A 23757-nucleotide genomic window follows, 5' to 3' on the forward strand; every position below is an offset into this window, starting at 1 on the left:
GGGTGGCTTACGCTGCTGGATATTATACGCGTGACCGTATGTCCCGAAAACGGCGTGAGAGCGCCCGCAGATGGAAGAACTACGTAGAGCAGGGACGGCCGCTTCCCGCGAATACCAACCAGGCTCCCGCCAAACAGGCGCATGGCGATCTCGCTCAAATGCTGAGCCGCTGGGATGACAGGGCCCGAGCGCGTCGATCGCAGCAATGATCCTTCTGGAAATGGTTGCTGACTGCTTCCTGAAACGCCGAAGTCCTCGGGGGGCATCCCGAGGACTTCAAATCAGAGCAAACTGACGGCTAATTAGTGGGGGCAGCGACCCTTATGGGGTGCGGTCGGCGGTAACCAGGCGCGCTTCCCGGATCAACGACTTGGAACCGGCAGCGCGGAGGCAGGAAGCCTCGAAATTCGGCCAAGCCTGCTGCGAGCAATCCTTGCCAACGGTGCGGATGTCGAGGCGGTCACCCTTGGCAAGCGCCTGCGGCACGCTGGCTTCAACCGAGGGGGCAAAGCCGGGCAAAATGGTCAGTGCGGTGGCGATGAGCGCGGCAAAGGTGATTGCGGAAAGTGCCTTGATCATGACGGTCCCCTGTCATGGGCCGTTCGGCCCGTCGTTTCGTTGGATGGATGTGTACCTAGGCGGCGTTTCCGGGTGTCTTCGCCAAGCCCAAAAATGGTTTCGTCCGGGCCGAGTTTTGTTTCGTCGCCCCGATGGGACGAAACATTGCCGGCTCCTTAAGCAGACGCGCCGACCCCAAAAGTGGTTCATTGGCCGATCCCAAATAAAAAGGCGGGTTTGCGGGGAACCGGAGCGGTTTCGAGCGAAGCCAGCCCCGGGCTTGATCCGGGGAGGTACCGGTTCGCGTGAAGAAAACGCGTCAAAACAAGAGACTGGCCCGCTTGCCGGGCCGCCCGGGGCGGGTTAGGAGGGTTCTATGCCCCGTATCGCGCTCTATCCCGGCTCTTTTGACCCCGTCACCAACGGCCATCTGGACGTGGTCCAGCACGCTGTGACCCTGTGCGACCGCCTGATCGTCGCCGTTGCCGTCCATCCCGGCAAAAAGTCATCGCTTTTTTCGACCGAAGAACGCCTGGAAATGCTCGAGGAGGTATGCGCGCCCATCGCGAAGAGCGCCGGTTGCGCCTTTGAGGCCTCCACCTACGACAATCTGACGGTCGCGGCGGCCCGGGCGGCCGGCGCCACCATCATGATTCGGGGCCTGCGCGACGGCACCGATCTGGACTACGAGATGCAGCTTGCCGGCATGAACCAGGCCATGGCGCCTGAGGTGCATACGGTGTTCGTCCCGGCGTCGCCGGCGGTCCGCCCGATCACCGCCACACTGGTACGCCAAATCGCGGGCATGGGCGGCGACTTTTCCGCATTCGTGCCGCCCTCGATCGCAGCCAAACTCAAGGCCAAATTCGCCAGCTAGCGCCCGTCCTGCGCTCGCAAAGCCTTACTCTCTCGATCCCGGAGTTTTCATGATCCGCATTCTCGCTTTTGTCGCCGCGCTCCTTTGCGCGGCTCCCGCGATCGCCCAGCCGCTGCCGGCCAATCTCGACAAGGCCAATGCGGTCGTGATCGACACGACGAAAGGCCGCATCGTGATCAAGCTGCGGGCCGACCTCGCGCCCCAGCATGCCGAGCGCATCAAGCAGCTGGCGCGCGAGGGCTATTACAACAACGTGCCGTTCCATCGCGTGATGGACGGCTTCATGGCGCAGACCGGCGACGGCCAGAACTTCAACGGCACCGGCGGCTCGAAATATCCGAACCTGAAGCAGGAGTTCTCCAAGGTGCCGTTCACCCGCGGCATCGTCGGCATGGCGCGGCGCGGCGACAGCGTCGATACCGCGAACTCGCAGTTCTTCATCATGTTCGCGGAAGGCTCGAGCCTGAACAACCAGTACACCGTGATCGGCGAGGTCGTGTCCGGCATGGATGTGGTCGACAAGCTGAAAAAGGCGCCGCCGGGATCGTCCGGTGGACAGGTCACTGACCCTGACAAGATGGTGAAGGTGCAAGTCGCATCCGATATCAAGTGAGCGATGGCGACGTCGCGCAGCAAGCCGTTCCTCGGGTTTGCCGCGCTGCTGTTGTACCTGGTATCGACGGTGCAGGCCTCGGCACAACCGCTGCAACTCGACACACTCAAGGACATCTTTGTGCGGCTGCAGTCGTGCTGGAAGCCGCCGCCGCTGTCGCAAGCCAACCCGATCGACATCACCGTGGTCGTCAGCTTCAACCGCGCGGGCGTCATTCTCGGCCAGCCCAGGATTACCTATGAATCGGAACACGCCAGCGATAACGACCGGCTCAAATACCGCATCGCGGTGATGGAAACATTGCAACGCTGTACGCCGTTGCCATTTACCGAGGGACTGGGCGGTGCCGTTGCCGGCCGGCCTTTAGCGGTCCCTTTTCGAACCCGTAAACGTCCACCCAAACCTGATGAGAGAAGAGCATGGCAGCCACAGAAAATACTTTGATCCTTGAGACCACGCAGGGTCCCGTCACCATCGAGATGCGCCCGGATCTGGCGCCGGGCCACGTCGCCCGCATCAAGGAACTGGTGCGCGAAGGGTTTTATGACGGCATCGTGTTCCATCGCGTGATCGAGGGCTTCATGGCGCAGACCGGTTGCCCGCAGGGCACCGGCACCGGCGGCTCCGGCAAGAAGCTGAAGGCCGAATTCAACAAGGAGCCGCACGTGCGCGGCACCACCTCGATGGCGCGCGCGGCGAGCCCGGACTCCGGCGACAGCCAGTTCTTCATCTGCTTCGACGACGCGTCCTTCCTCAACGGCCAGTACACGGTCTGGGGCAAGGTCACGGACGGTATGGAGAACGTCGACAAGATCAAGCGCGGCGAGCCGGTGCAGAACCCGGACAAGATCGTCAAGGCGCATATGGCTGAAGACGCGGCGTAACGCCGCCGCCGTCATTCCGGGGCGCATCGAAGATGCGAGCCCCAATGCGCAATTGCGCATTGCGGAATCTCGAGATTCCGGATTGCCGCGTTTCACGCGGCCTCCGGAATGACGCTGAGAGGCAACGCTGGAGCGCATTGCGCCATGCGCACCGATCTCTTTGACTTTGAACTGCCCCCCGCCTGCATCGCGTTGCGGCCCGCGAGCCCGCGTGACTCTGCGCGGATGCTGGTGGTGCAGCCGGGTGGCGCGTTGCAGGATCGCAGCGTCGCCGAGCTGCCGCAATGGCTGCAGCCTGGCGACCAGCTCGTCGTGAACGATACCAAGGTGATTTCAGCCCAGCTCAAGGGACGCCGCATCGGCCGCGAGACCGAACCGAAGATCGAGGCAACACTGATCAAGCGGCTCGACGGCTCGCGCTGGCGGGCGCTGGTCAAGCCGGCCAAGAAGCTGGCGCCCGGCGACGTGGTGCGCTTCGGCAATGAAGGCAAGGTCTGCCTGCTCGGTCATCTCGATGCCGAGGTCGAGGCCAAGGGCGAGGAGGGCGAGATCACGCTGTCGTTCTCGTTTCATGGACCAACGCTCGACCAGGCCATCGCCGACCTCGGCACGCCGCCATTGCCGCCCTACATCGCCTCCAAGCGCACGCCTGACGATCGCGATGCCGCCGATTACCAGACCATGTTCGCGGCCAATGAGGGGGCGGTCGCGGCACCCACCGCGGGGCTGCATTTCACACCGGCGCTGGAGGCGGCGTTGCGCTACCGCGGCGTCGGACTGCACCGGCTGACTTTGCATGTCGGGGCAGGGACCTTCCTGCCGGTCAAGGTCGAGGAAACGTCAGAACACCGGATGCATGCCGAATGGGGCTCGATCTCGGCCGAGACCGCCGCCGCCTTGAACACGGCCCGTGCCAAAGGTGGCCGCATCGTCGCGGTCGGGACCACATCGTTGCGGCTGCTCGAAAGCGCGGCCGCCGAGGACGGCACCATCCAGCTGTTTGGCGCGGAGACCGCGATCTTCATCACGCCGGGCTATCGCTTTCGCGCGGTCGATATTTTGCTGACCAACTTCCATTTGCCACGCTCGACGCTGTTCATGCTGGTGTCGGCGTTCAGCGGCTTGGAGACGATGAAGCAGGCCTATGCGCACGCGATCGCCAGCGGCTATCGCTTCTATTCCTATGGCGACGCCTGCCTGTTGTTTCGCGCGCGGGAGTGAGTGATCGACGCTTTAGCTTCGTTCGACGGCGCGCTCGAGCTTCTTGCTCAAGAACCAGGACAGGCCGAGGAACACGACCAGCAGCGCGAAGGCCACGCCGGAGGAAGCATCGCTCATCATTTTCTCCGAGACCTGACCAAAAGCGTAGCCGGCCGAGACGACCGTGCAGGACCACAGGCCCGCCGCGACGAAATTGAACGCCAGGAAAGTGGACCAGGGCAGTCGCGATATTCCATACGCAAAGCCGGCGACGCCACGAATGCCGTGCGGAAAACGATGAAACAGGATCATCCAGGCATAGTGACGGTCGGCCAGCCGGGCTGCGATCTGGACGGCACGTTCCAGCCTCGGAAACGATACGAGCCAGCGTGTGCCATAACGCCGCCCGATCCAGAACCGGATCACGTCACCGGTGAAGGTGCCGAGCCAGCAAACCATGATCAGCGTGCCGAAATTCAGCGCGCCTGCATGCGCGGCGTAGCCTGCGAACAGCGTTAGCAGCAGGCTGTGCGAGGCCGCATAGGCGAACAAGAGACTGTAGGCCGCATCGCCGTGCTGGCGGATGAGATCGAGAAACGACGCGAGATCGGTCGGAAACAGCAAATCAGCCCCGCTTTGACGACTATCCCCCGGTGACACGTCCTGTCGCCGGGGGACCAGCCCAAACGCTACTACGCTGCGGGAGCATTTGAAAGCAAAAGGCAGGCTGGGTTTATGGGCATATTCGCGCAGGGCGCAGGGTGGCCAGAACGCAGCGAACCCACCAACACATGTACGCTGTCGCGTGCCTAGGGGCGCAGGAAACGCGCTACAACGGCGGTCTGTCGGTCTTTCATATGTCGATCAACGCGGCTCGCTCGGCTTGTCCCGCTCCCGACCTTCGGCGGCTTGAGCGGCGCATTCATCCATGCCGTGGCACTTGCTCTTGTAATAATAGTACCACGATCCGGCTATGGCGCAGATCAAGACCAGCGCGAGGAGATAGACCCAGCTTCGCTTCGGCATCGTCAGCCTTCAAGTTCGGTAGCGATCGCGAACTTAACCAACGATTCGCCGTGAAGCCAGCAGGCGCTGCGCGCCCCTCATCGATGTCAGGAATTTCTCATTTCCGGCGACGCAAAGGGCGCTTCGGCTCGACGGCACGCGATCGGTCAAATCCAGGGTTCTTGCAAATGCTCCTGTTGCAGCGCGCGTTGAACCGCAGGTCTTGCCAGAATGCGATTCATGTACGGACCGACATGGGGCCAGCTTGCTCCCGGACGCGGCATTCCACGTGACCATCGACACAGGGTAAGCGCACAAGCGTCAACTGCCGAGTAAGTATCACCCAACAACCACGGGCCACCGTGAGATTCGAGCGCACCGTCGAGCATATCGAACAAGCCATACACCTTCTGTTCAGCACACGCTCGCAACTCGGGAAACATTGCTGGATCGTTGGCCCATTTATGGGGATGCAGATACATCGATAATGCAGGCTGTAACGTACTCGAGGACCACATCAGCCACTTATAAAAGTGCGCGCGTTCGCCAGTCCCTATAGCCGGAGCCAGCTCACAACCCGGATAGGTATCGACCAAATGCAGGCAGATGGCTGCGGATTCGTACAAGACCAGGTCATCCTGCACGAGGACCGGGACTAGACCGTTTGGATTCAGTCGGAGATGATCGGGTCCCTTGTGCGCGCCGCCGCTCAGATTGACAAAAATGAGCTGATAGGGAGCGCCAATTTCTTCGAGCAATATATGCGAAAAGAGGCTGATGAATCCGGGATAGTAGTAAAGCCGTATCATCAGCGATCTCCTCGCGAGCAAAAGCGAGCATGCTTCGTCGCATGAAAATGATGCGCGAAGCGTGGAGTTGGTTAGCGACGTCTAACCTACTCCACGCGTTCACCTCACGCCATCGCGCGTTGTGGCAGCAGCTCCGCAATCTGGACGGCGTTCAGGGCGGCGCCCTTCAACAGCTGGTCTGCCGAGACGAACATCGCGATCGAATGGCCTGTGGGATCGCTGAGATCCTTGCGGATGCGGCCGACCAGCACGTCGTCCTGGCCTGAAGCGTCGATCGGCATCGGGAAGTAATTCTTCGCCCGATCATCGACGATTCTGACACCCGGCGCCTTCGACAGGATCGCGCGCACCTCGTCTTCCGAGATCGGGCGCTCGCATTCGAAGGTGATGGCCTCGCAATGCGCGCGCAGCACCGGCACCCGCACGCAGGTGACGCCGATCGCGATCTTCTCGTCCTCGAAAATCTTCCGCGTCTCCTTGATGACCTTGGTCTCTTCGTCGTTATAGCCCGTCGCCGGATCAATCGCGGTGTTGTGGCTGAACACGTTGAAGGCGTAGGGAAGCGGGATCACCTTGGGCGTAAACGGCCGCCCCTCGAGGTTGGCGCGGGTCGATTCCCTGAGTTCCTCCATCGCCGCCGCACCGGCGCCGCTGGCGGCCTGATAGGTCGAGATGATCATGCGCTTGATGCGGTTTTGCCTGTGGATCGGCCACAGCGGCACTAGCGCCGTGATCGCCGAGCAATTCGGATTGGCGATGATGCCCTTGTGGTCGCGGATGCGGCCCGCGTTGATCTCGGGAATGACCAGCGGCACGTCCGGGTCCATCCGGAAGGCGGACGAATTGTCGACCACGACGGCGCCCGACTTCACCGCGATCGGCGCATACTTCTTCGAAATGCTGCCGCCGGCCGAGAACAGGGCGATGTCGACGCCGTGGAAGGAGTGCGGGGTGAGCTCTTCGATCACAACCTGCTCGCCGCGGAAGTTGACGGTCTGGCCGGCCGAGCGTGCGCTCGCCAGCGCCTTCAGCTTGCCGACGCGGAAATTGCGCTTGTCCATGGTGGCGATGAATTCGGCCCCGACGGCGCCGGTCACGCCGACAATGGCCACTACTGGATCGTTGCTCACGTTCGTCTTCCTTTGGTTTGAGTAGGCTGCAGGCAATAAAAAAAGCCCCGGTCCTTTTCAGGCGGGGCTTCGGTTCAGATGATGCGATCGTTCGACTACGCGCGCACGGCTCCCGAGCCCCCCAAGGGTGCTTTGGTTTTCGCGGTACGTTTGGTGGTCGCGTTCATGGGGCGGACTTATGCGGGAGACTTGTGCCGCCGTCAACGGGTTTTGGAGGGAAAAAGAGGCTGAATGGCCTGTTGAACAGGGCGCATCTGTTACGCCATAAGCTCACCCATGGACGTTCCCAATCATTTCGAGCTGCTCACCACCTGCGGCCAGGCCCGGCTCGGCCGGCTCTCCACCCCACACGGCGTGGTGCGGACGCCGGCCTTCATGCCGGTCGGCACCGCGGGCGCGATGAAGGGCATGCACTGGCGCGAGGTGCGCGATGCCGGCGCCGATATCGTGCTCGGCAATACCTATCATCTGATGCTGCGGCCGGGGGCCGAGCGGATCGCCGCCCTTGGCGGCTTGCAGAAATTCACGGGCTGGCAGGGGCCGATGCTGACCGATTCCGGCGGCTTCCAGGTGATGTCACTTTCAGAGCTGCGCAAGGTGACAGAGCACGCCGTGACCTTTCGCTCGCATATCGACGGCGCCAAGGTCGAGCTGTCGCCGGAACGATCGATCGAGGTGCAGCGGCTGCTCGGCTCGGATATCGCCATGCAGATGGACGAATGCGTGCGGCTACCGGCCGAACGCGCCGACATCGAACGTGCGATGCAGCTCTCGTTGCGCTGGGCCGAGCGCTCAAAACGCGCCTTCGAGAGTGCGCCTCCCGGCTACATGCTGTTCGGCATCGTGCAGGGCGGCGACGTGCCCGAACTGCGCCATGTGAGCGCGCGCGGGCTGGTCGAGATCGGGTTCCACGGTTATGCGATCGGCGGCCTTGCGGTCGGCGAACCCCAGGCGGTGATGCTCGCCATGATCGAGGAGACCGCGCCCCGGCTGCCGCAGGATCGTCCGCGCTATCTGATGGGCGTCGGCACGCCTGAAGATCTGCTGGAGGCGGTGGCGCGCGGCATCGACATGTTCGACTGCGTGATGCCGACCCGCAACGGACGCCATGGCATGGCATTTACCCGCTTCGGCCAGATCAATCTGCGCAATGCCCGTCACGCCGACGATCCGAGGCCGCTGGACGAGGAGAGCACGTGGCCGGCGACGCGCGAATACTCGCGCGCCTACCTGCATCATCTGGTGCGATCAGGAGAGACGCTGGGCGCGATGCTGCTGTCGGAAATCAATATCGCGTACTATCAGAGTCTGATGCAGGGCATGCGGGACGCCATCGGCAACGGCAGCTTTGAAGCGTTCAAAAAACAAACGCGCGCCGAATGGGCGCGCGGTGACATTGCTCCGAGGTAAAGGACTCAGTTACAGGCGAACCTCCGGATCGAATGCTTGGTCACGAAGCCGTAACCGCAGGTATCGCAGGTCCAGAGATAACCGATGACGTTGTCATACATGTAGGCGGAAGCTTCCGCGGCCACCATGGAGTCCGCACATACCGGGCAGGTCGGTAGATCACAGCCACGCGGGTCGGGCCTAGATGCGACGGACAGGACTTCAGCAACTGCTGGCATCGTGACCTCCTTGCGATCTGAAGCGGAAGCTCAACTCACGACGAAAGTATAAACCGATTTATTTGACGTTGTCGCAACACAAATGCGTTGGAACGACGTTATCGGCGAACTTTCGATTTTGCGATGCAGCGAATTTTGACTCTGACGTTTCGGACTTGCGCATCAGCTCGGCCACCTCCTAAGTAAGAGAGCCCCGAATTCCGGGCATATTATCACTATAGGAGCGTTGTGATGGAGGCATCGTCAGCCACGGGTGCAGTGCACCGTCCCGGACGGGGCAGGGTGTTCGACAGCATCGTCGATGCCGTCGGCGACACGCCGATCGTCCGCTTGCGCAAACTGCCGCAAGCCCACGGTGTCAGCGCTACCATTTTAGCTAAACTTGAATATTTCAACCCGGCGGCAAGCGTCAAAGACCGCATCGGCGCGGCGATGGTGATCGCGATGGAGAAGGCCGGCGTGATCAACGCCGACACCGTGCTGATCGAGCCGACCTCGGGCAATACCGGCATTGCGCTGGCCTTCGTCGCGGCCTCACGCGGCTACCGGTTGAAACTCGTAATGCCGGAATCGATGTCGATCGAGCGGCGCAAGATGCTGGCCTTCCTCGGCGCCGAGATCGTGCTGACGCCGGCGGCGCAGGGCATGAAAGGCTCGATCGCGACCGCCGAAGAGCTGGTGCGCACGACGCCGAACGCCGTGATGCCACAGCAGTTCAAGAACCTCGCCAATCCCGAAATTCACCGCCGCACCACCGCGGAGGAAATCTGGAACGACACCGGCGGCAATATCGATTTCTTTGTCGCTGGCGTCGGCACCGGCGGCACCATCACCGGCGTCGGCCAGGTGCTGAAGCCGCGCAAGCCTTCGCTGCGGGTGATCGCCGTCGAGCCCGAGGAAAGCCCGGTGCTGTCGGGCGGACAGCATACGCCGCACAAGATCCAGGGCATCGGCGCCGGCTTCATTCCGGACATTCTGGATCGTTCCGTGATCGACGAGATCGTCAAGATCAACTCGGCGACCGCGATCGAGATGTCGCGCGCGCTGGCCCGCAACGAAGGCATTCCGGGCGGCATCTCCTCGGGCGCGGCGATCGCCGCCGCGCTTGAGATCGGCAAGCGGCCGGAGGCCGCCGGCAAGACCATCCTCGCCATTGTGCCGTCATTCTCCGAACGTTATCTGTCGACCGTATTGTTTGAAGGAATTTAGCGATGGCGGACCAGCCGAGACGGCCGAGGACCCTGAACGACGCCCGCAGCGAGGCCGAGGCGGCGTTCAAGCGCACCACCACCAAGGTGGTGGAGGCGCCACCGAAGCCGACGGCGCTTCCCGGCGTGAAGGAACTGGTGTCGCTGCGCATCGACCAGGATGTGCTCGAATATTTCCAGGAAGGCGGCGCCGGCTGGCAGGACCGGATCAACGCGGCGTTGCGCAAGGCCGCCGGCAAATAGCCCTCGAAACAGATACGCGCGAATGCGTCCTGTCCTCGCCCGCTTCCGGCTGGCTGTCCTGAGCTGCTTCGGAGTGGCGATCGGCGGCTGCCTCGCCGATCCGGCGAGGGCGGATCAGGCGCCGTTCACCTGCACGATCCTGCCGGGCGACGAGATCGCCAGCATCGCGATGACGAACCCGCTCGCCAGCGACGCTTCCTGCATCGTCACGTGTAGATTCTCGACCACCAAATACGACAACAATCCGCAGATCACCTGTGCCAAGTCGGTGCCCTCGGGCAAGGAAGTGGAGATGTGCCGGCTGACGTCGGGCGGCGACAAATTCGTCAAACTGACCGGAGGCAACGCGGACTGCTTGGGGCTGTCCAACCCCAGTTCCGAATGAAAAAGCCCGGGATGATCCTGGGCTTTTTGCTGTCGATTGTGCGTAGGGCTTTCGCTCGAAAACGCTATTCCCTAGCGCAGCATGCCGCCCATGACGCCGCCGATGAAACGGCCGGCACCCGCCGGATCGGGGCCGCCGCCACCGCTGTGTTGACGCTGCGGCTGCGGTTGACCACCGCCACTATTGGCGCGGCGGCGCGGCTTTTCCTCGTCGCTGGAGCTTGCGGTCGGCGCCGCCGCCACGATCTCGGTCAACAGGGCCTTGTGCTGCAGCCTGTTGAGGTAGCCGCTCTTGGGGTAGCCGCGGGCGGCCTGCCAGCGCGTGATCACGGCCCGGGTCGGTGCATCGAAGGTGCCGGACATTTTGGTGTCGAAGCCGAGACCGTTCAGGCGGCGCTGGACGTCGCGGCGCTGGCCCTTGTCGAGGCCAATCTGATCCTCGGTGGTCTGGTTCGCTTCGTCCTTGAACGTCGCCGGATCGATGCCGGTGGTCAGGTTGCGCGTGGCGTTGTCCGGTTTGCTCTCCAGGGAAGCAATCCGTGCCAGCGCCAGCGATTTGAACTGACCGTTGGGATAGCTCGACACGTAGGCGTTGAGCTCTTCCGCCTTGTTGGAGTCCTTGATCGAGCGCCAGAACTCGAGTTCGACGTCGCTGCCCGGTGCGGCGGCGACCACCGCCGGCGTGGTTCCGGGCGCGGCAGGCGCGGGCGCACCGTTGAGGTAAACCGCACCGGTCAGATTGGTGTTGCCCCAGGGCAATTGACCCTTGTTGGTTTCCTCCTGGACCTGCGCGCGGACCTTGGTCATCGCCTGCTGAAGCTCGACGCCGGGCTGGGTGAGGTTGGCGAGCAGCGCGCGGGTGAACGGGCTGTTGCCGCCTTCCTTGCCGTCAAGCGCGGTCTGGCCGGGGCCGGTCGCAAACGCGATCAGCGTGCCTTCGCCGGATTTCATTTCGGCAAGGCCAGTCTGCACCGACACGCTGCGGGTGGACGGCGCGTTGGACTTGATCTTGGCGGCGAACGGATTGTCGCGGCAGGCATCGAGCAGCACCAGCTTGACCTTGGCGTCGCTCATGGTCTGGTCGAGCGTGAGGTCGATATTGATGGCTGCGCCGAGCTTGACGTCCATTTCCGATTTGATGTCGGCGTCGATCGGCAGCAGATAATTCGTGCCGCCGATGGCGATGCCGTGGCCGGCGTAGAAGAACACTGCCACGTCGGCGCCCTGCGCCTTCTTGCCGAAATCGAGCAGCTTTTCCGTCATCTTGTCGCGGGTCAGGTTGGAGCCTTCCACCACTTCAAAACCGACGTTGCGCAAGGCGGCTGCCATCGCCTTCGCGTCGATCGACGGATTGGGCAACGCGGCGACGTTCTTGTAGGTGCCGTTCCCGACCACGAAGGCGACCCGCCTTTCGGCGCTGGCGGCGCCGGCGGTGAAGACCATGCAGATCAGGGAAAGGACGAGGGTTGGGAAGCGCATCAGAAAAATCCCCCTGGCAGAATCGAAAAAGATTTCGGCGGCAACATTGGCCGCAGGTTACACGAAAAAAATCACACCGCGCCAGAAAAATGGGGAGCTTGCCCAAGTCGCTGAAGCCGTGCGATTCGCCGTTAAGCTATTGAATCTACCCGAGACCTCGTGCGATCCAGATCACAATTTGGTGGGTAAAATCCGAATTCAGGTTGCTGCCCGCGCGGGAACCGGATTGGTCGCGCGCAAGTTCAGCAGATTGCCGGCCAGGATCAGGATGGCGCCGAGCACGGTGAACAGGTCGAGCCGCTCCGCATAGATCAGCCAGCCCGCGGTGGCGGTTAAGGGAACCCGCAGGAAATCCATCGGGATCACCACCGTCGCATCGGCATGCAGTAACGCGCGTGCCATGCAGTAGTGGGAGAACGTGCCGCAGAAAGCGATCACGACGACCCAGCCCCAGGCGTTAGCCGGCGGCCACGTCCAGACGTAGAGCGCGGGAAAAAACCCGGCCACAGATTGTATCGCCAACATCCAGAAAATGATCGCGACCGAATGTTCGGTCCGGGTCAGCGATTTGACCATCGCGATCGAGATGCCGAAGCCGACCGCGGCCGCCAGCGCAATCAATTGTCCGGGATTGACCTCGCCGGTCGCCGGGCGAACGATGACAATGACGCCGACGATGCCGAGCACGATGGCCGCGACCTTCCAGACCGTCATCCGCTCGCCGAGAAACATCGCGGCCAGGATCGCGGTCCAGATCGGCATCGTGAATTCGATCGCCACCACCTGACCGATCGGAATCAGCGTCAGCGCGAAAAACCAGCCGAGCTGCGCGCCGTAGTGAATGAGGTTGCGCGAGATGTGCATGTGCAGCCGCGCGGTTTTCAGGATGGCAAATCCGCCATTGGCGCGGATCATCGGATACAGCAGGAAGAAGCCGATGATCGTGCGCATCTCCATCAGCTGGAACACGTTCAGCTCGCGCATGCCTTCGCGGCCGGCGACCACCACGATCAGCATCAAGGCGAGCCAGCCCGACATCCACAGTGCAGCCAGTGATTTGGAAGGTGTGCGGTCCATGCGCTAGCGGCTGAGTTGGGCTGACTTAGAGGGGCAGGCGGGTATCGGCGAGCGCTCGGCGATTTGCAACGTGCAAATCTGCGGACGCAGCGATGCGCGGGCGCCAATTTCGCTGTGGGAGGCAGTGCGGGATCGGTGCTAAGGATCGGCCCGTCTCAGGAGGACTTATCCATGCGTATCCTACAACCGGCCGAATGGTCGAAACCCCGCGGCTTTTCACATGGTGTCGAGGTCGATGGTCCCGGCAAATGGATCGTGCTGGCCGGCCAGACCGGCGGCGACGAGAAGGGCGACTATCAGCCCGACATGGCCGCCCAGGTCGGCACGGCGCTGAAGCGGATCATCAAACTGCTTGGCGAGGCAGGGGCTGGTCCCGAACACATCGTTCGCCTGACCTGGTATCTGACCAGCCGCAGCGAATATGAGGCGGCGGGCGCCGGGATCGGTGCGGCCTGGAAGGAAACGCTTGGTCGCAACTTCCCGCCATCGACGCTGCTCTACATCGACGGACTGGTCGATGTCAGGGCCAAGGTCGAACTCGAAGTCACCGCTTACGTGCCCAAGTCTTGAATCGGACTTAAGGCGCGCTCGAACAACACAGGAAACATAGACCATGACCAACCGCTCGACTTCAGAAGCCCGATCGACTTCAGCGAGTTTCGTGACGGCCTTCGCAACCGGCTGGCCTGAAGCCCAACCCGACATCATGGTGCTGTCGCTTACGACCCATAACGGGGTGCAGGATTTTGCCTTCAACAAGGAACAGGCCCTGCTGATCGCAAAGACCATCAAGGAGACTGCTGCGAGGCTGGAGAAGCCCAAAACCGGCTAGTAACCGCAAATACCGCTCCTAACGAAAATCGCCCGCTCTTCAGCGGGCGATTTGGTATTTGCGACAGGACGGGCGGACCGCTGCGGCTTTACTTCGAAAGCGAAATGTTGGCGGCGCGGAACTGGCTGTCGGCCCGGATGCTGACGGACTGCTTGTTGCCGGCTGTCTTGAGCGCGATGTTGGCGTTGAAACCGACGGTGACGGCCGTGACCTGGAAGTTGCCGCCGCCGCCGCGGCCCTGCAGGCTGCCGGTAATGCCGCGGCTGGTTTCGCTCCACTGCCCGACAATCGCGCCGCCCTGGTCGACCACGTTGGCCGTCAGATTGAACCTATAGGCGTCGCTCGCGCAGGTGAGGCTCATGTCCATCTTGACGCCCGCAACGTCATAGACCGCGCGGCAACGGATGCGTTCGTTGGATCCGTCGTCCAGCGTGACGGTGCCGCCGCCCGCCCACTTGCCAGCCATGCCGGCGTAAGGCCCGGAGGACTGGGCGTAACTTGCTGGTACTGCAAGCGAAGTCATGAAAAACGCGACGGCTGCAATTGTCAGCCGCCGCGGATAGGCGAAGAATTCTGATGTTCGGCTTGTCTTACTGACGGGACGCTTCCCATCGACCGCTACACGGTACACCAGCTGATGCCCCATTCCATTTCCCCGATCCGGAGTTGCCACTGAGTTGACCGTTCGCATATGCACCATTGATCGAGACTCGCACAAGTCCCCCGGAACTGACGGTGCCGGAAACCGGAGCGCCGGAGCCCGTTACCTTGCCGTCGCTGACAGTGACGGTTGAGGCGGTGCGCGCATCGCAACTGCCGGTTTTGGTGACGACGGTAACCTGCCAAAGCCCGTCATAGGGCTGCTGGGCGGCGGCGGGAGCGGCCGCGAAGGCAGCGGTGGCAAGAAACGAAGTCAAAAACAGCTTGCTGATGCGGTTGGAACGCATGGATCAAATCCCCGAAAGGTGTGTGTGATGAGCGCGTTATCCGGTCACAATGTGTTCAAACTTTGTTGCGCCGCAATAACGGAGAAAGTTCCTAACAATTCAAACACATCAAGGTGAATCCCGTTCCGGCCTCGGAACGAATAAATGCGCGAAATGGGCTTCGATTCGGGTCATGATTCGGGTCCGTGATGCTTAACTGGCTGAAACGGATGGGTTTTCCCCGTTCGGTCAGTGCTTGGCGTCGGAAAGCTTTGGCGCGAGGGTGGCAAATTGCTCGTCCTGGGGCCGGGCGGGCAGGGTCTTGTGGATCCTGGCGTAATCGATGACTTCGCCGAGCAGCTTTTGGCCGAGGGGAGCGAGCGCGCGCTCCCAGAGCTCGCGTGCGGTCTCGCCTTTCTTGACGAAAACCCACTCCTGCGCCGCGATCGCGCCGGCGTCCATCCGGTCGGCGAGGTGATAGATGGTGCCGCCGGCGATCGGATCGCCTTCCTTGATGGTCCATTCGACCGCGGCGATGCCGCGGTGCCGGGGCAGCAGCGAGGGGTGATAGCCGATACCGCCGAGCTTGGCGACGGCCAGCGCCTCGCGGGTGATGCGGGCGTGGCTGTGGGCGGTCACGATCAGGTCGCTGTCGGGGGCGATTTCCGCCGCGGCGACGAATCTGGCGTCGGCCTGCACGACGACCTCGACGCCAGCGGCCCTCGCTGCGGCCGCCAGCCGGTCTTCGTTATCGTGGACGACTATCCTCGCGATTTCGACGCCGTGTTCGCGCAGCATGGTGAAGGTCGTCACGCCGAAATGGCGGGAGCCGACGAGGGTGATCCGCATATGTTCCGTCCGTCGTTAGTCAGGCCGATATGCGGATAGCACACCAAAGCCGTCAGACTCGCCGCCGGGGTCGGCGAGTCCGGGTTATCAACAGTCAGGGTTATCAATGAAAGGGCGCGCCGGGCAAGTCGGCGTGCCGACGCCGCAGTTAGTTCCTGCCGGCGCAGCTCGGGTAGGGCGCGGGCTCGCCGGGCACGATCGGACAGACACGAATCGGCTGCAATTGGCGCAACCGCGCCAGCCATTTGGTCTCGTCAATTGCGCTTCGCCCAGTCGCCGGCGCGCGTTCGGCCCATTGCACCGTGTAGTAATCGGCGCTGCCTTTGACGGTGACGATGAGCGTGGTTTCGCTGTGTTTGTCGGCGCTGGTTTCGACCCGGCCGCAGCTTGCCACTGCGACATACGCATCTTGATCGCCGAATTTGGTCGCGCCAAATCCTTGCGCTGCGAAGGTGTCGGGACAGGCCGACTTGAACCCACCGACCATCGAGCCCGCAAAGCGCTCCGGCGAAACCCCGGCGTTGCCGGCGGCCCCCTTGGCGCCGGTCACCGTGATCATCTGGGTCCAGCTCTTGACCGTCTCGCCCTTCAGCACGGCCTCGCGGACATAGTTCGTCCCTTTGGTGTTCTCGAACACCGTGGCGAAACTGGTCGGCAACGAAAAGGTGACGAGTTGACCGAAGATTGGCGAGATCACCTTGAACGCGGTGGGGGCCGGATTTTGGGCCGATGCCGACGTCGCGAGCAGCGCGCACAAGGCCGCCGAGAAAATCGTCACTCTCGTCATTGGCAGCTTCCTGGCCGACTTCGCCTTGCAATCCGCGCGTCCGATCATAGGCCCGCGACGGCGCACCGACCAGCGTGAGAGCGGTCACATCGGGAGAAACGACGCGGCGATACGTTCGCAAATCGAAGCAGGCCATCAGGCTGCACGAGATCTCATAAGGAACGTGCCACATGAAACGCTTTGTGATTTTTGCCGCGGTTGCGCCGCCGCTCGGGTTCATCGTCGCGTTCTGGGTGATGCTCCAGATCGCCAACTGGGTTGCCGGCGGTCCGAGCACGTTCGACCTTGCACAAGTCGTGATGCTGCCGACGGTCTATTTGGTCGGTCTGATTCCAGCGCTGCTGACCGCGTGGTTCGACCATGTGCTGGTGAAACGCGAGATGCCGTACCGGATCGCGCTGACGGCCTTGTTTGCGTACTTCGTCAGTTACGTGCCGCTGGTTGGCGCATTCCGGATGGGATTCATCCACGAACCATCCGTGGTGCTGCTCGGTGTTGTCGGCGCGGTGCCGGCTGCGGTGTGTTCGTGGCTGGCGATGGAGCGCAGACAGCCGGTTGGCGCGTGATCCCCAAGGAATCTCCAAGGGTCAAGTCAGGATACGAAGCTCCGGCCTACCGGGGGTGCGGGGCTGGCCCTTGACCGGCTGTGACTGACGCGTCGCCACCAATTGAAGCTGGGTTCGCAGGTCGGCGCTGCATTGCTTCATCTGATTGCGCAGTTCGCGGCGCGTAAAGGCGGTGAGGGAGGGATCGGCCAGCTGCTGCCAGGCCGAGCGCAGCCATTCCTGCAGGGCGCGGATATCATTATCAAGGATTACGGGCTGGTTCATGCCGCCGAATCTCCGGATGTGATCGCCGCCAAGTTAGGTCTGATTCGTTTACAGATGCCTACTCCGGTAAATGACGGGCGCGACCTTTACCCCCGGAACGAGCGCCCCACATAAACGTTGGGTCCGCAGCTTTCCCCTGGAGATTCAATGTCCGGCCATTCGGCGCTTGTTGGCTTCGCAATGCTGGTCAGCCTGATCGTGCCCGGCAGCGCGTTCGCGCAGTTCCCGCCGCCCGCCGGCTCGGCCGGAGCGGGCAATTCTGCGATCAGCGGCATACCTTACGGTCCGGCCAATCCCAGCGTGGTCGGCGACCCCAGCGGCATCGGAAATGCCTCCCGGATCCCGCCACCCGGCACCAACAGTCCTGCGCCGTCTCCCAGCTACGGTTCGGTCAACGCGTCGCCCTCGGGTTCGCGCGTGGTCGTGCCGCCCTATGCGGGCGCGTCACAACGGATCACCGTTCCACGCCAGGGAAGGTCAAAAAGGCCACCCGTGCGCCCGCGCGGCCGGGTTGAGACCAGCACGTTCACCGGGATCTGTCGGGGCTGCTAGCGGCGCGTTGCCTCGGGACACGGCCTTGGGACAAGGCCATGCGTCGCGCCGGAGCCCTGCCTAATGCGGTTGCAGATCGCTCGCCTTCCAGCCGGTGGAAAGCACAAGGAACAAGGCGCGGTACGCGTGATAGCGGGCGGCGGGCCGGGTTTTCTCCCGTCCGCCTGCAATCATTTTCCCGCTCTGATCGCGCACTTGCCAGCAAAAGTTCCGGCGGCGCTTGAAGATGACAAATTGCAGCATCGGAGCCCGGAACCCCGCGCGGGGCCCATTATTCCAAAGAAAATGCGAGCAATGCATGTTTCGGTTCATGGCGTGCGCTGCTCCGATTGAGAGCGGGAGGAACGTTCAACGCGTTATGGCCGATTCTCTTCCAAAATATCCGATTCGCAGGCTTGATTGCGGATCGTAGGGGCTGGCCCAGGCGGGTTCGGTATTGTTGCCGACCGGTGCGGATTCCAGCGATTCCAAGAATGAAACCCCCGCCGGCCTGTGAGGATCGGCGGGGGCGAATGGGAAAGATGGTGCGAGGCTGGGGGTTGCCCAGGTGTCGCGCCAAGGACCCGCGTGAAATCAGCCCTATCGAACAGTTCCGGGCAAGACGATTTTGTAAGCAGTGCTGCCTGCGTTTCGTGCACGCTGCGCCAACGCGCGATCTTTGCGCGCGATCTTGGCGGCATCACTCGACCAATCGATCACTCCGCGATGAATGACGTCGTCTTGGTCCCGGAATCGTAGCGCAGCCTGAGCACGTTGAATTTGCACAGGTTGACGTTCTTCCAGAGCACCGATTCATCGTAATTCGCCCAATCCACCTTGATGTTCCAGACGCAGCCGTCCTCGTCCTCGTCCTCATCGAATTCGACGTAAGCGGTGTCCTGGTTCTTCAGGGTCTTGTCGAGTTCGTTCTCCCATTCGTCGAGGCCGTCATCGGGCGAATTGAAACCCAAAAACTTGATCGCATAGCCGGTCTCGTTGATGACCGAAACGTTGCGGTTGTCGGCGGCCAAGGCGGGCGCGGCGGCGAGCGATAGTCCAAGCACAATCAACGCGGATAAAATCGTTTTCATTTGAAATGCTCCTGGCGGCACAAGGCGTGCGGCGATGCGTTTAGCAACCTTTGCGTTCGCGGTCCTCTCACGCAGCGCACGATGATCGTAATCTGGACATCCGTATTCGTCCGGGTTAGCGGCACGCGGCTTCGCAATCTATAACGGCGTCGCTAACAGCGGGGGGCAGGGCGTTCGCTCATCACAGTGAACGCCTTCCACTGGAGGCTCACGAGGCCCGGACTCCTAGGCACTCCGGGCCTCGTCTACCTCACCCACACATCCGCTCAGCCGGTCAGCAACCGACGGCGATCTTTTCCACCGCTGAGATTGCGAACACCTCCATTCCATAGCGCTGCCGCGCGGTTCATCCGCCTGTCGCAAAACCTTCGGGCTGCGGTCAATTTGGACGGGCACCCTTCGTCGCGATTCGACGAGGATGCCTTCAATGCAGATTGGAATACGCGCGAAGCAAGACCTGACTGGACAAGGCTTGACCAGACGTCAATTGCTGGTTCGGACTGCATCCACCGCTGCGGTCGCAGCATTGGGAAGCGTTGCCAAACCTTATCTCAGCCGCGCCGCGGATCGTCCGCACATCGCCAGCGGGATCGCGTCGGGCGACGTCTCGGCCGATTCCGCGGTGATATGGGCAAGGGCCGATCGGGCCGCACGCATGCAGGTGGAGTGCTCGATCGACGAGAGCTTCAAGTCCATCCTTCGCGTCGCATCGTCGGAAGCGCTGCCCGAGCATGACTTCACCTCGAAGCTTTTGCTCGAGGGCCTTCCGCCCGGGCATGATATTTTCTATCGGGTGCGTTTCGCTGATATCGGCGAGTCCAGGATTTCGGGTGAGGCGCAGGTCGGCCATTTCCGTACCGCACCGGTGGCGCGACACGCGGTATCGTTCGTGTGGTCGGGCGATACTGCCGGCCAGGGCTGGGGCATCGATCCCGCCCGCGGCGGCATGCGGACTTACAAAACCATGCTCGAAAATCGCCCGGACTTTTTCATCCATTCCGGCGATCACATCTACGCCGACTGTCCGATCGAAGCCGAATTGAAGCTGCCGGACGGAGGCTTGTGGCGGAACATCGTCACCGAAGACAAATCCGTCGTCGCCCACAGCCTCGCGCAATATCGCGCCAACTACAAATACAATTTGCTCGACGAGAACCTGCGCGCCTTCAACGCGCAAGTGCCGATGCTCGCGCAGTGGGACGATCATGAAGTCACCAATGACTGGGCACCGATCGGCACCGCCGACGAGACCGGCTACGCCGAAGACGGCAGCTCCCACCTGGTGGCGCGGGCGGCCCGCGCGTTTCATGAATTCATGCCGATCCGCAACCTGGCTGGGCAGGCGGGGCGGATCTATCGCAAGGTCGCCTATGGGCCGCTGCTCGACGTCTTTCTGATCGACATGCGCAGCTATCGCGATTCGACCGGGAATAATCGCGACGACCGCAGCGACACCTGCATTCTCGGCCCGGCGCAACTGGCCTGGCTGAAGCGTGAACTCACGGCCTCCGATGCGACCTGGAAGGTCATCGCCGCCGACATGCCGATCGGATTGATCAGCGAGGATGCGATTGCGCTTGGCGATGGGCCGCCGGAGCGGCGCGAATGCGAGATTGCCGATCTGCTGTCCTTCATGAAGCGCATGGGTGTCAGCAACACAGTGTGGCTGACGGCCGACATGCACTATACGGCCGCGCATCGCTACGATCCGAACCGCGCGGTATTCCAGGATTTCGAGCCGTTTTGGGAGTTCGTCTCCGGGCCACTTCATGCGGGGACCTGGGCGCCCGCCCAGCTGGATAATACGTTCGGACCGGCCGTGGCGTTCCAAAAAGGCTGCAGCGCGGAGCAGGGCGAAAACCTCGCGCCATGTTTCGGACTGCAGTTCTTCGGCCGGGTCGATATCGATGGCCGATCGGAGGTCATGACGGTAACCTTGAAGGATGTCGACAATCGGGATCTATGGTCGGTGGATATCGACCCGCGGCCGGATGGACGGCAGAAGCAAGTGCTGTCTCAACACATCTGACGCAGCAGCAATGTGGATGCGTCTAACTCTGGCCTGGCAGGAGGACGTACTGCCTGGCGATCCGGAAGCGGGAATCCGCACTGTCCTGACGGAATAGCGCAAGCCTGTCGATCGCGAGGGTCTCGAGGCCGAGCGTGGAAAAACTGTTTCTCAGCATCGCCAGAACGGTCTCCAGGCGGCTTGCGTCGAGCCGGCCGGTCAGCGTCATGTGGAAACGAAACTCTTCCATCACGTAGGGATAGCCCCAGCGGTCGAGATGGGCGCGCTGCGCCGATGTCAGGCGGGAAGGATTGCGGCGCGCACGGTCCGCTTCGGTGAGCGGCGCGCGGAACGTATCGAATTCGCCGACGCAATCGGCCGCAAGGCGGATCAATTCCGCCGACGGATCAGCCGGGATTACCGCAATGAAGCCACTGATGGAGCCGACCGCCGGCCTGATGACCGGAATCGCCCGGGGCGTTGCGGCGAAGGCGGCACACGCCGCGAGGAGTTCGGCTTCAGTCCTTCCTTGTGCCAGCGAGAAGGGCGCCTTCAGCGTGGCGTGAAAGCCGTATTTGCGGGGATCGGCCGTCAGGTTGCGCCAATCCGGCGCAGCGCTGGCGACGTCTTCCGGAAACGGCAGGTCTTCGCCGCCAAAGGCGTCATAGCCAAGCATTTGCGCGCCGAAGCAATTGAGGTCGCTGGCCTGCGCCGGGGCGTAGTAGATCGCGTAACGCGGATAATTCGACATTGGCACAGGATACAGGATAGAGGCGTGTCAGGCGGCTGCAATCGCCTTGCGCGGAGCGAGGGTCGAGTTGCGCAGGCGGCCAGCTTCCGTCAGATGCACCAGCCGTCCCGCGGCCATGACGGCGACGACACGCGGCCGCAACGGCACCTTGTCATCAACGAAGATGATGTCGGCACGCTGGCCGGCGGCAATAACGCCGCGATCGGTGAGGCCGGCGGCCCGGGCGGGGGCCGACGATATCAGCTGCCAGGCCTCGGCCAGCGGCAGCACGCCATCGGCAGCGAGACGGAACGCTGCCAATAGCTGCGCCGGATAATAATAGTCCGACGCCAGCACCGAGCATAAGCCCTTGGCGATCATGTCGGACGCCTTGGTCCAGCCGGTGTGGCTGCCGCCGCGGACGACATTGGGCGCGCCGAACACGATGAAGTCGCCGGCCTCTGCCGCCTCGCGCGCGGTTTCTTCGTTGACCGGAAACTCGGCGATGCCGACGCCCTGCGCCCGAAACGCCTTCCGCATCTCGGGGCTTTCGTCGTCATGCGACAGCATGCGTACATTGGCGTCACGCGCCGCTTTCGCCAGCCGGGCGATTGAGGCCGGCACCTCGTGCGCGCGGCCAACGACGCTCGTCACCAGCAAATCGAACGCCTCGTTCGAAAGCCCGGTGCGTTCGACCATGCGGCTGCGCTTTTGCGGCTTGTCGAGGTTGGCGACCGTCCCATCCATGTGGTCGTTGAACGCGAACAGGTCGATGCGCCCATCCGACAACCATTCGCTGATCTCGGATTCGGCGTCGAGATTGTAGGTCTCGTGGCGCAGATGGAAGCGGGTGTCGGCCGAAAGCTGCGGCCGCATCGACTCGATTGCTTCCAGCAACCGCCTTGCGTTGTCGCCCGAGCGCAGGCCCGGCTCCCACGACCAGGTCGTGCCGTGGTAGACCGTGGTGATCCCGTTGCTGATCGCCTGCCGGTCGCTGTCACCAAGGGCGACGTCGATCGGGAAATCGACGCCCGGGCGCGGCATCATCTGCCGTTCAAACGCATCGCCATGAAGATCGACGATTCCCGGCAACACCAGCAAGCCGCCGGCGTCGATGCCCAGCGAAGCGCGCCCCCGGTCGGCGCCGATGGCGCTGATATCACGGCCTGCGATCCGCAGCGAGGTCTCGTGGATTTCGTGGCCGAGCAGGGCCCGGCCGCCTTCGATGAAAATGTCAGTCACGATGCTGCACCCTGATGCCTGATCTGCGCGCGGACGGAGCCCGCGCCTGCTTCGTATTTTGCCAGAAAATCCTCGACCGTGAGCTTGCGGAAATCGGGTAGGGCGCGGCGCAGCGTCTCATGGTCCCAATTCCACCAGGCAAGCTCGGCGAGCCGACCGGCGACATCTTCCGAGAACCGCCGTTTGATCGGCCGCGCCGGATTGCCGCCGACGATGGTGTAGGCCGGGACGTCCTTGGTCACGATCGCGCCGGCGGCGATCACCGCGCCGGTGCCGACGTTGCGGCCGGGCAGGATGATCGCGCCATGCCCGATCCAGACGTCATGGCCGATATGGATGTGGTGCGCGCGCCGCCATTCGAAGAACCCGGCGTCGTCGCTCTCGCCGGGAAAATAGGCGCTGGCCCGGTAGGTAAAGTGCGCCTGCGTCGCGCGGTGCATCGGGTGGTTGCCAGGGTTGATCCTGGTCATCGCCGCGATCGAGCAGAATTTGCCGATGGAAGTGTAGGTGATCTGGGCGTCGTTGACGACGTAGGAATAGTCGTCCATCGACACTTCATGCAGGATCGTGCGCGCGCCGACTTCGCAATAGGCACCAAGCTGGGCGTCGTGCAATTTCGCCGTGGGATCGACGGTCGGGTCGACTGAAAGCATTTTGCCGGCCATACGGGCGTCTCTCCGCGACAAAGATGGTGTCACGATGGCACCTCATCAACGGGCATGATGACATCTTCGTGACGGTTGCATGACTGATGTCGCGGGTGTTCGCGGGTGTGGACGGTCGCTGCACCGTGTCGCGGTTGTCACACAACTGTAAAATCCAATCGTTAGCGATGG

General features: G+C 62.5%; 32 protein-coding genes. 14 read left to right on the top strand and 18 right to left on the bottom strand.

Features of this window, described 5'->3' with window-relative positions; all coding sequences use genetic code 11:
* Positions 1-321 precede the first annotated feature (321 nt).
* The gene (locus JQ597_RS03245) at positions 322-579 is read right to left on the bottom strand and encodes a hypothetical protein (protein ID WP_212262800.1); all 258 of its coding nucleotides are present in this window, start codon (positions 577-579) and stop codon (positions 322-324) included.
* 355 nt (positions 580-934) lie between these two features.
* Between JQ597_RS03245 and coaD the strand changes: the two genes are divergently transcribed.
* The 5 genes from coaD to queA all read left to right on the top strand — a co-directional run bounded on the left by coaD (position 935) and on the right by queA (position 4153).
* Positions 935-1435: a pantetheine-phosphate adenylyltransferase gene (gene coaD, locus JQ597_RS03250; protein WP_212262801.1), complete on the top strand. Its 501-nt coding sequence runs from the start codon at positions 935-937 to the stop codon at positions 1433-1435.
* 49 nt (positions 1436-1484) lie between these two features.
* A complete protein-coding gene (locus JQ597_RS03255; RefSeq protein ID WP_212262802.1) occupies positions 1485-2048 on the top strand; it encodes a peptidylprolyl isomerase in 564 nt (187 codons plus the stop codon).
* A gap of 3 nt (positions 2049-2051) precedes the next feature.
* Positions 2052-2492, top strand: a complete 441-nt coding sequence (locus JQ597_RS03260) for a UCP034077 family protein (RefSeq protein ID WP_212262803.1) — start codon at positions 2052-2054, stop codon at positions 2490-2492.
* Entirely contained in the window at positions 2468-2932 is a 465-nt protein-coding gene (locus JQ597_RS03265; RefSeq protein ID WP_212262804.1) for a peptidylprolyl isomerase, read from the top strand. The genes JQ597_RS03260 and JQ597_RS03265 overlap by 25 nt, the downstream gene beginning before the upstream one ends.
* 144 nt (positions 2933-3076) lie before the next feature.
* A complete protein-coding gene (gene queA / locus JQ597_RS03270) occupies positions 3077-4153 on the top strand; it encodes a tRNA preQ1(34) S-adenosylmethionine ribosyltransferase-isomerase QueA (RefSeq protein ID WP_212262805.1) in 1077 nt (358 codons plus the stop codon).
* Positions 4154-4165: 12 nt separating this feature from the next.
* Here the strand turns inward: queA and JQ597_RS03275 are convergent, their stop codons facing one another.
* From JQ597_RS03275 to JQ597_RS03290, 4 genes are all read right to left on the bottom strand, one after another.
* Positions 4166-4756, bottom strand: a complete 591-nt coding sequence (locus JQ597_RS03275) for a DedA family protein (RefSeq protein WP_212262806.1) — start codon at positions 4754-4756, stop codon at positions 4166-4168.
* 240 nt (positions 4757-4996) lie between these two features.
* Positions 4997-5158 (bottom strand): flagellar basal body-associated FliL family protein, encoded by a 162-nt coding sequence (locus JQ597_RS03280; RefSeq protein ID WP_212262807.1) that lies wholly within the window; start codon positions 5156-5158, stop codon positions 4997-4999.
* Positions 5159-5304: 146 nt separating this feature from the next.
* Entirely contained in the window at positions 5305-5946 is a 642-nt protein-coding gene (locus JQ597_RS03285; protein ID WP_212262808.1) for a glutathione S-transferase family protein, read from the bottom strand.
* A 104-nt stretch (positions 5947-6050) separates the two neighbouring features.
* A complete protein-coding gene (locus tag JQ597_RS03290) occupies positions 6051-7076 on the bottom strand; it encodes an aspartate-semialdehyde dehydrogenase (protein ID WP_212262809.1) in 1026 nt (341 codons plus the stop codon).
* Positions 7077-7352: 276 nt separating this feature from the next.
* On the opposite strand from JQ597_RS03290, the gene tgt reads away from it, so the two are divergent.
* A complete protein-coding gene (gene tgt / locus JQ597_RS03295) occupies positions 7353-8486 on the top strand; it encodes a tRNA guanosine(34) transglycosylase Tgt (RefSeq protein ID WP_212262810.1) in 1134 nt (377 codons plus the stop codon).
* Between the two features lie 5 nt (positions 8487-8491).
* Here the strand turns inward: tgt and JQ597_RS03300 are convergent, their stop codons facing one another.
* Positions 8492-8704, bottom strand: a complete 213-nt coding sequence (locus tag JQ597_RS03300; protein ID WP_192736088.1) for a hypothetical protein — start codon at positions 8702-8704, stop codon at positions 8492-8494.
* A 231-nt stretch (positions 8705-8935) separates the two neighbouring features.
* On the opposite strand from JQ597_RS03300, the gene cysK reads away from it, so the two are divergent.
* Genes cysK through JQ597_RS03315 form a run of 3 tightly spaced genes read left to right on the top strand, consistent with a single transcriptional unit; the run spans position 8936 to position 10540 of the window.
* On the top strand, positions 8936-9913 hold the full coding sequence (gene cysK, locus JQ597_RS03305; RefSeq protein WP_192736087.1) for a cysteine synthase A: 978 nt from the start codon (positions 8936-8938) through the stop codon (positions 9911-9913).
* 2 nt (positions 9914-9915) lie between these two features.
* On the top strand, positions 9916-10155 hold the full coding sequence (locus tag JQ597_RS03310) for a BrnA antitoxin family protein (RefSeq protein ID WP_192736086.1): 240 nt from the start codon (positions 9916-9918) through the stop codon (positions 10153-10155).
* 22 nt (positions 10156-10177) lie between these two features.
* Positions 10178-10540: a hypothetical protein gene (locus tag JQ597_RS03315; protein ID WP_249147206.1), complete on the top strand. Its 363-nt coding sequence runs from the start codon at positions 10178-10180 to the stop codon at positions 10538-10540.
* Positions 10541-10611: 71 nt separating this feature from the next.
* On the opposite strand, the gene JQ597_RS03320 is transcribed toward JQ597_RS03315, so the two are convergent.
* Positions 10612-12018, bottom strand: a complete 1407-nt coding sequence (locus JQ597_RS03320) for a caspase family protein (protein ID WP_212262811.1) — start codon at positions 12016-12018, stop codon at positions 10612-10614.
* A gap of 198 nt (positions 12019-12216) precedes the next feature.
* Positions 12217-13095 (bottom strand): DMT family transporter, encoded by an 879-nt coding sequence (locus JQ597_RS03325; RefSeq protein ID WP_212262812.1) that lies wholly within the window; start codon positions 13093-13095, stop codon positions 12217-12219.
* A gap of 171 nt (positions 13096-13266) precedes the next feature.
* Between JQ597_RS03325 and JQ597_RS03330 the strand changes: the two genes are divergently transcribed.
* Together JQ597_RS03330 and JQ597_RS03335 are read left to right on the top strand one after the other, a co-directional pair.
* Positions 13267-13665 carry a RidA family protein gene (locus tag JQ597_RS03330; protein WP_212262813.1) on the top strand — a complete coding sequence of 133 codons (399 nt, stop codon included), beginning with the start codon at positions 13267-13269 and terminating at the stop codon, positions 13663-13665.
* Between the two features lie 43 nt (positions 13666-13708).
* A complete protein-coding gene (locus JQ597_RS03335; RefSeq protein ID WP_212262814.1) occupies positions 13709-13927 on the top strand; it encodes a hypothetical protein in 219 nt (72 codons plus the stop codon).
* An 88-nt stretch (positions 13928-14015) separates the two neighbouring features.
* On the opposite strand, the gene JQ597_RS03340 is transcribed toward JQ597_RS03335, so the two are convergent.
* From JQ597_RS03340 to JQ597_RS03355, 4 genes are all read right to left on the bottom strand, one after another.
* A complete protein-coding gene (locus JQ597_RS03340; protein WP_409363326.1) occupies positions 14016-14573 on the bottom strand; it encodes a hypothetical protein in 558 nt (185 codons plus the stop codon).
* A complete protein-coding gene (locus JQ597_RS03345) occupies positions 14518-14874 on the bottom strand; it encodes a hypothetical protein (protein ID WP_212037380.1) in 357 nt (118 codons plus the stop codon). The genes JQ597_RS03340 and JQ597_RS03345 overlap by 56 nt, the downstream gene beginning before the upstream one ends.
* A 228-nt stretch (positions 14875-15102) precedes the next feature.
* Positions 15103-15702 (bottom strand): formyltransferase family protein, encoded by a 600-nt coding sequence (locus tag JQ597_RS03350; RefSeq protein ID WP_212262816.1) that lies wholly within the window; start codon positions 15700-15702, stop codon positions 15103-15105.
* A 148-nt stretch (positions 15703-15850) separates the two neighbouring features.
* Complete coding sequence (locus tag JQ597_RS03355) at positions 15851-16489, bottom strand: hypothetical protein (RefSeq protein WP_212262817.1); 639 nt, start codon at positions 16487-16489, stop codon at positions 15851-15853.
* Positions 16490-16659: 170 nt separating this feature from the next.
* Between JQ597_RS03355 and JQ597_RS03360 the strand changes: the two genes are divergently transcribed.
* The gene (locus JQ597_RS03360) at positions 16660-17055 is read left to right on the top strand and encodes a DUF5413 family protein (RefSeq protein ID WP_212262818.1); all 396 of its coding nucleotides are present in this window, start codon (positions 16660-16662) and stop codon (positions 17053-17055) included.
* Between the two features lie 21 nt (positions 17056-17076).
* Here the strand turns inward: JQ597_RS03360 and JQ597_RS03365 are convergent, their stop codons facing one another.
* Positions 17077-17319 (bottom strand): hypothetical protein, encoded by a 243-nt coding sequence (locus JQ597_RS03365; RefSeq protein WP_212262989.1) that lies wholly within the window; start codon positions 17317-17319, stop codon positions 17077-17079.
* 147 nt (positions 17320-17466) lie between these two features.
* On the opposite strand from JQ597_RS03365, the gene JQ597_RS03370 reads away from it, so the two are divergent.
* Complete coding sequence (locus JQ597_RS03370) at positions 17467-17871, top strand: hypothetical protein (protein ID WP_212262819.1); 405 nt, start codon at positions 17467-17469, stop codon at positions 17869-17871.
* 60 nt (positions 17872-17931) lie between these two features.
* Here the strand turns inward: JQ597_RS03370 and JQ597_RS03375 are convergent, their stop codons facing one another.
* Complete coding sequence (locus JQ597_RS03375) at positions 17932-18114, bottom strand: hypothetical protein (RefSeq protein ID WP_212262820.1); 183 nt, start codon at positions 18112-18114, stop codon at positions 17932-17934.
* Positions 18115-18566: 452 nt separating this feature from the next.
* The gene (locus JQ597_RS03380) at positions 18567-18941 is read right to left on the bottom strand and encodes a hypothetical protein (RefSeq protein ID WP_212262821.1); all 375 of its coding nucleotides are present in this window, start codon (positions 18939-18941) and stop codon (positions 18567-18569) included.
* Between the two features lie 427 nt (positions 18942-19368).
* On the opposite strand from JQ597_RS03380, the gene JQ597_RS03385 reads away from it, so the two are divergent.
* Complete coding sequence (locus tag JQ597_RS03385; protein ID WP_212262822.1) at positions 19369-20970, top strand: alkaline phosphatase D family protein; 1602 nt, start codon at positions 19369-19371, stop codon at positions 20968-20970.
* Positions 20971-20992: 22 nt separating this feature from the next.
* Here JQ597_RS03385 and JQ597_RS03390 read toward each other — a convergent pair whose 3' ends face one another.
* From JQ597_RS03390 to JQ597_RS03400, 3 genes are read right to left on the bottom strand one after another with little or no spacing between them, the layout of a single operon-like run.
* On the bottom strand, positions 20993-21700 hold the full coding sequence (locus JQ597_RS03390; RefSeq protein WP_212262823.1) for a DUF1045 domain-containing protein: 708 nt from the start codon (positions 21698-21700) through the stop codon (positions 20993-20995).
* A 27-nt stretch (positions 21701-21727) separates the two neighbouring features.
* Positions 21728-22921, bottom strand: a complete 1194-nt coding sequence (locus JQ597_RS03395; RefSeq protein WP_212262824.1) for an alpha-D-ribose 1-methylphosphonate 5-triphosphate diphosphatase — start codon at positions 22919-22921, stop codon at positions 21728-21730.
* A complete protein-coding gene (locus tag JQ597_RS03400; protein ID WP_212262825.1) occupies positions 22918-23586 on the bottom strand; it encodes a transferase hexapeptide repeat family protein in 669 nt (222 codons plus the stop codon). The genes JQ597_RS03395 and JQ597_RS03400 overlap by 4 nt, the downstream gene beginning before the upstream one ends.
* Between the last annotated feature and the right edge of the window lie 171 nt (positions 23587-23757).

Origin of the sequence: Bradyrhizobium sp. AUGA SZCCT0177, from assembly GCF_018130125.1 — a bacterium.
Lineage (GTDB): Bacteria > Pseudomonadota > Alphaproteobacteria > Rhizobiales > Xanthobacteraceae > Bradyrhizobium.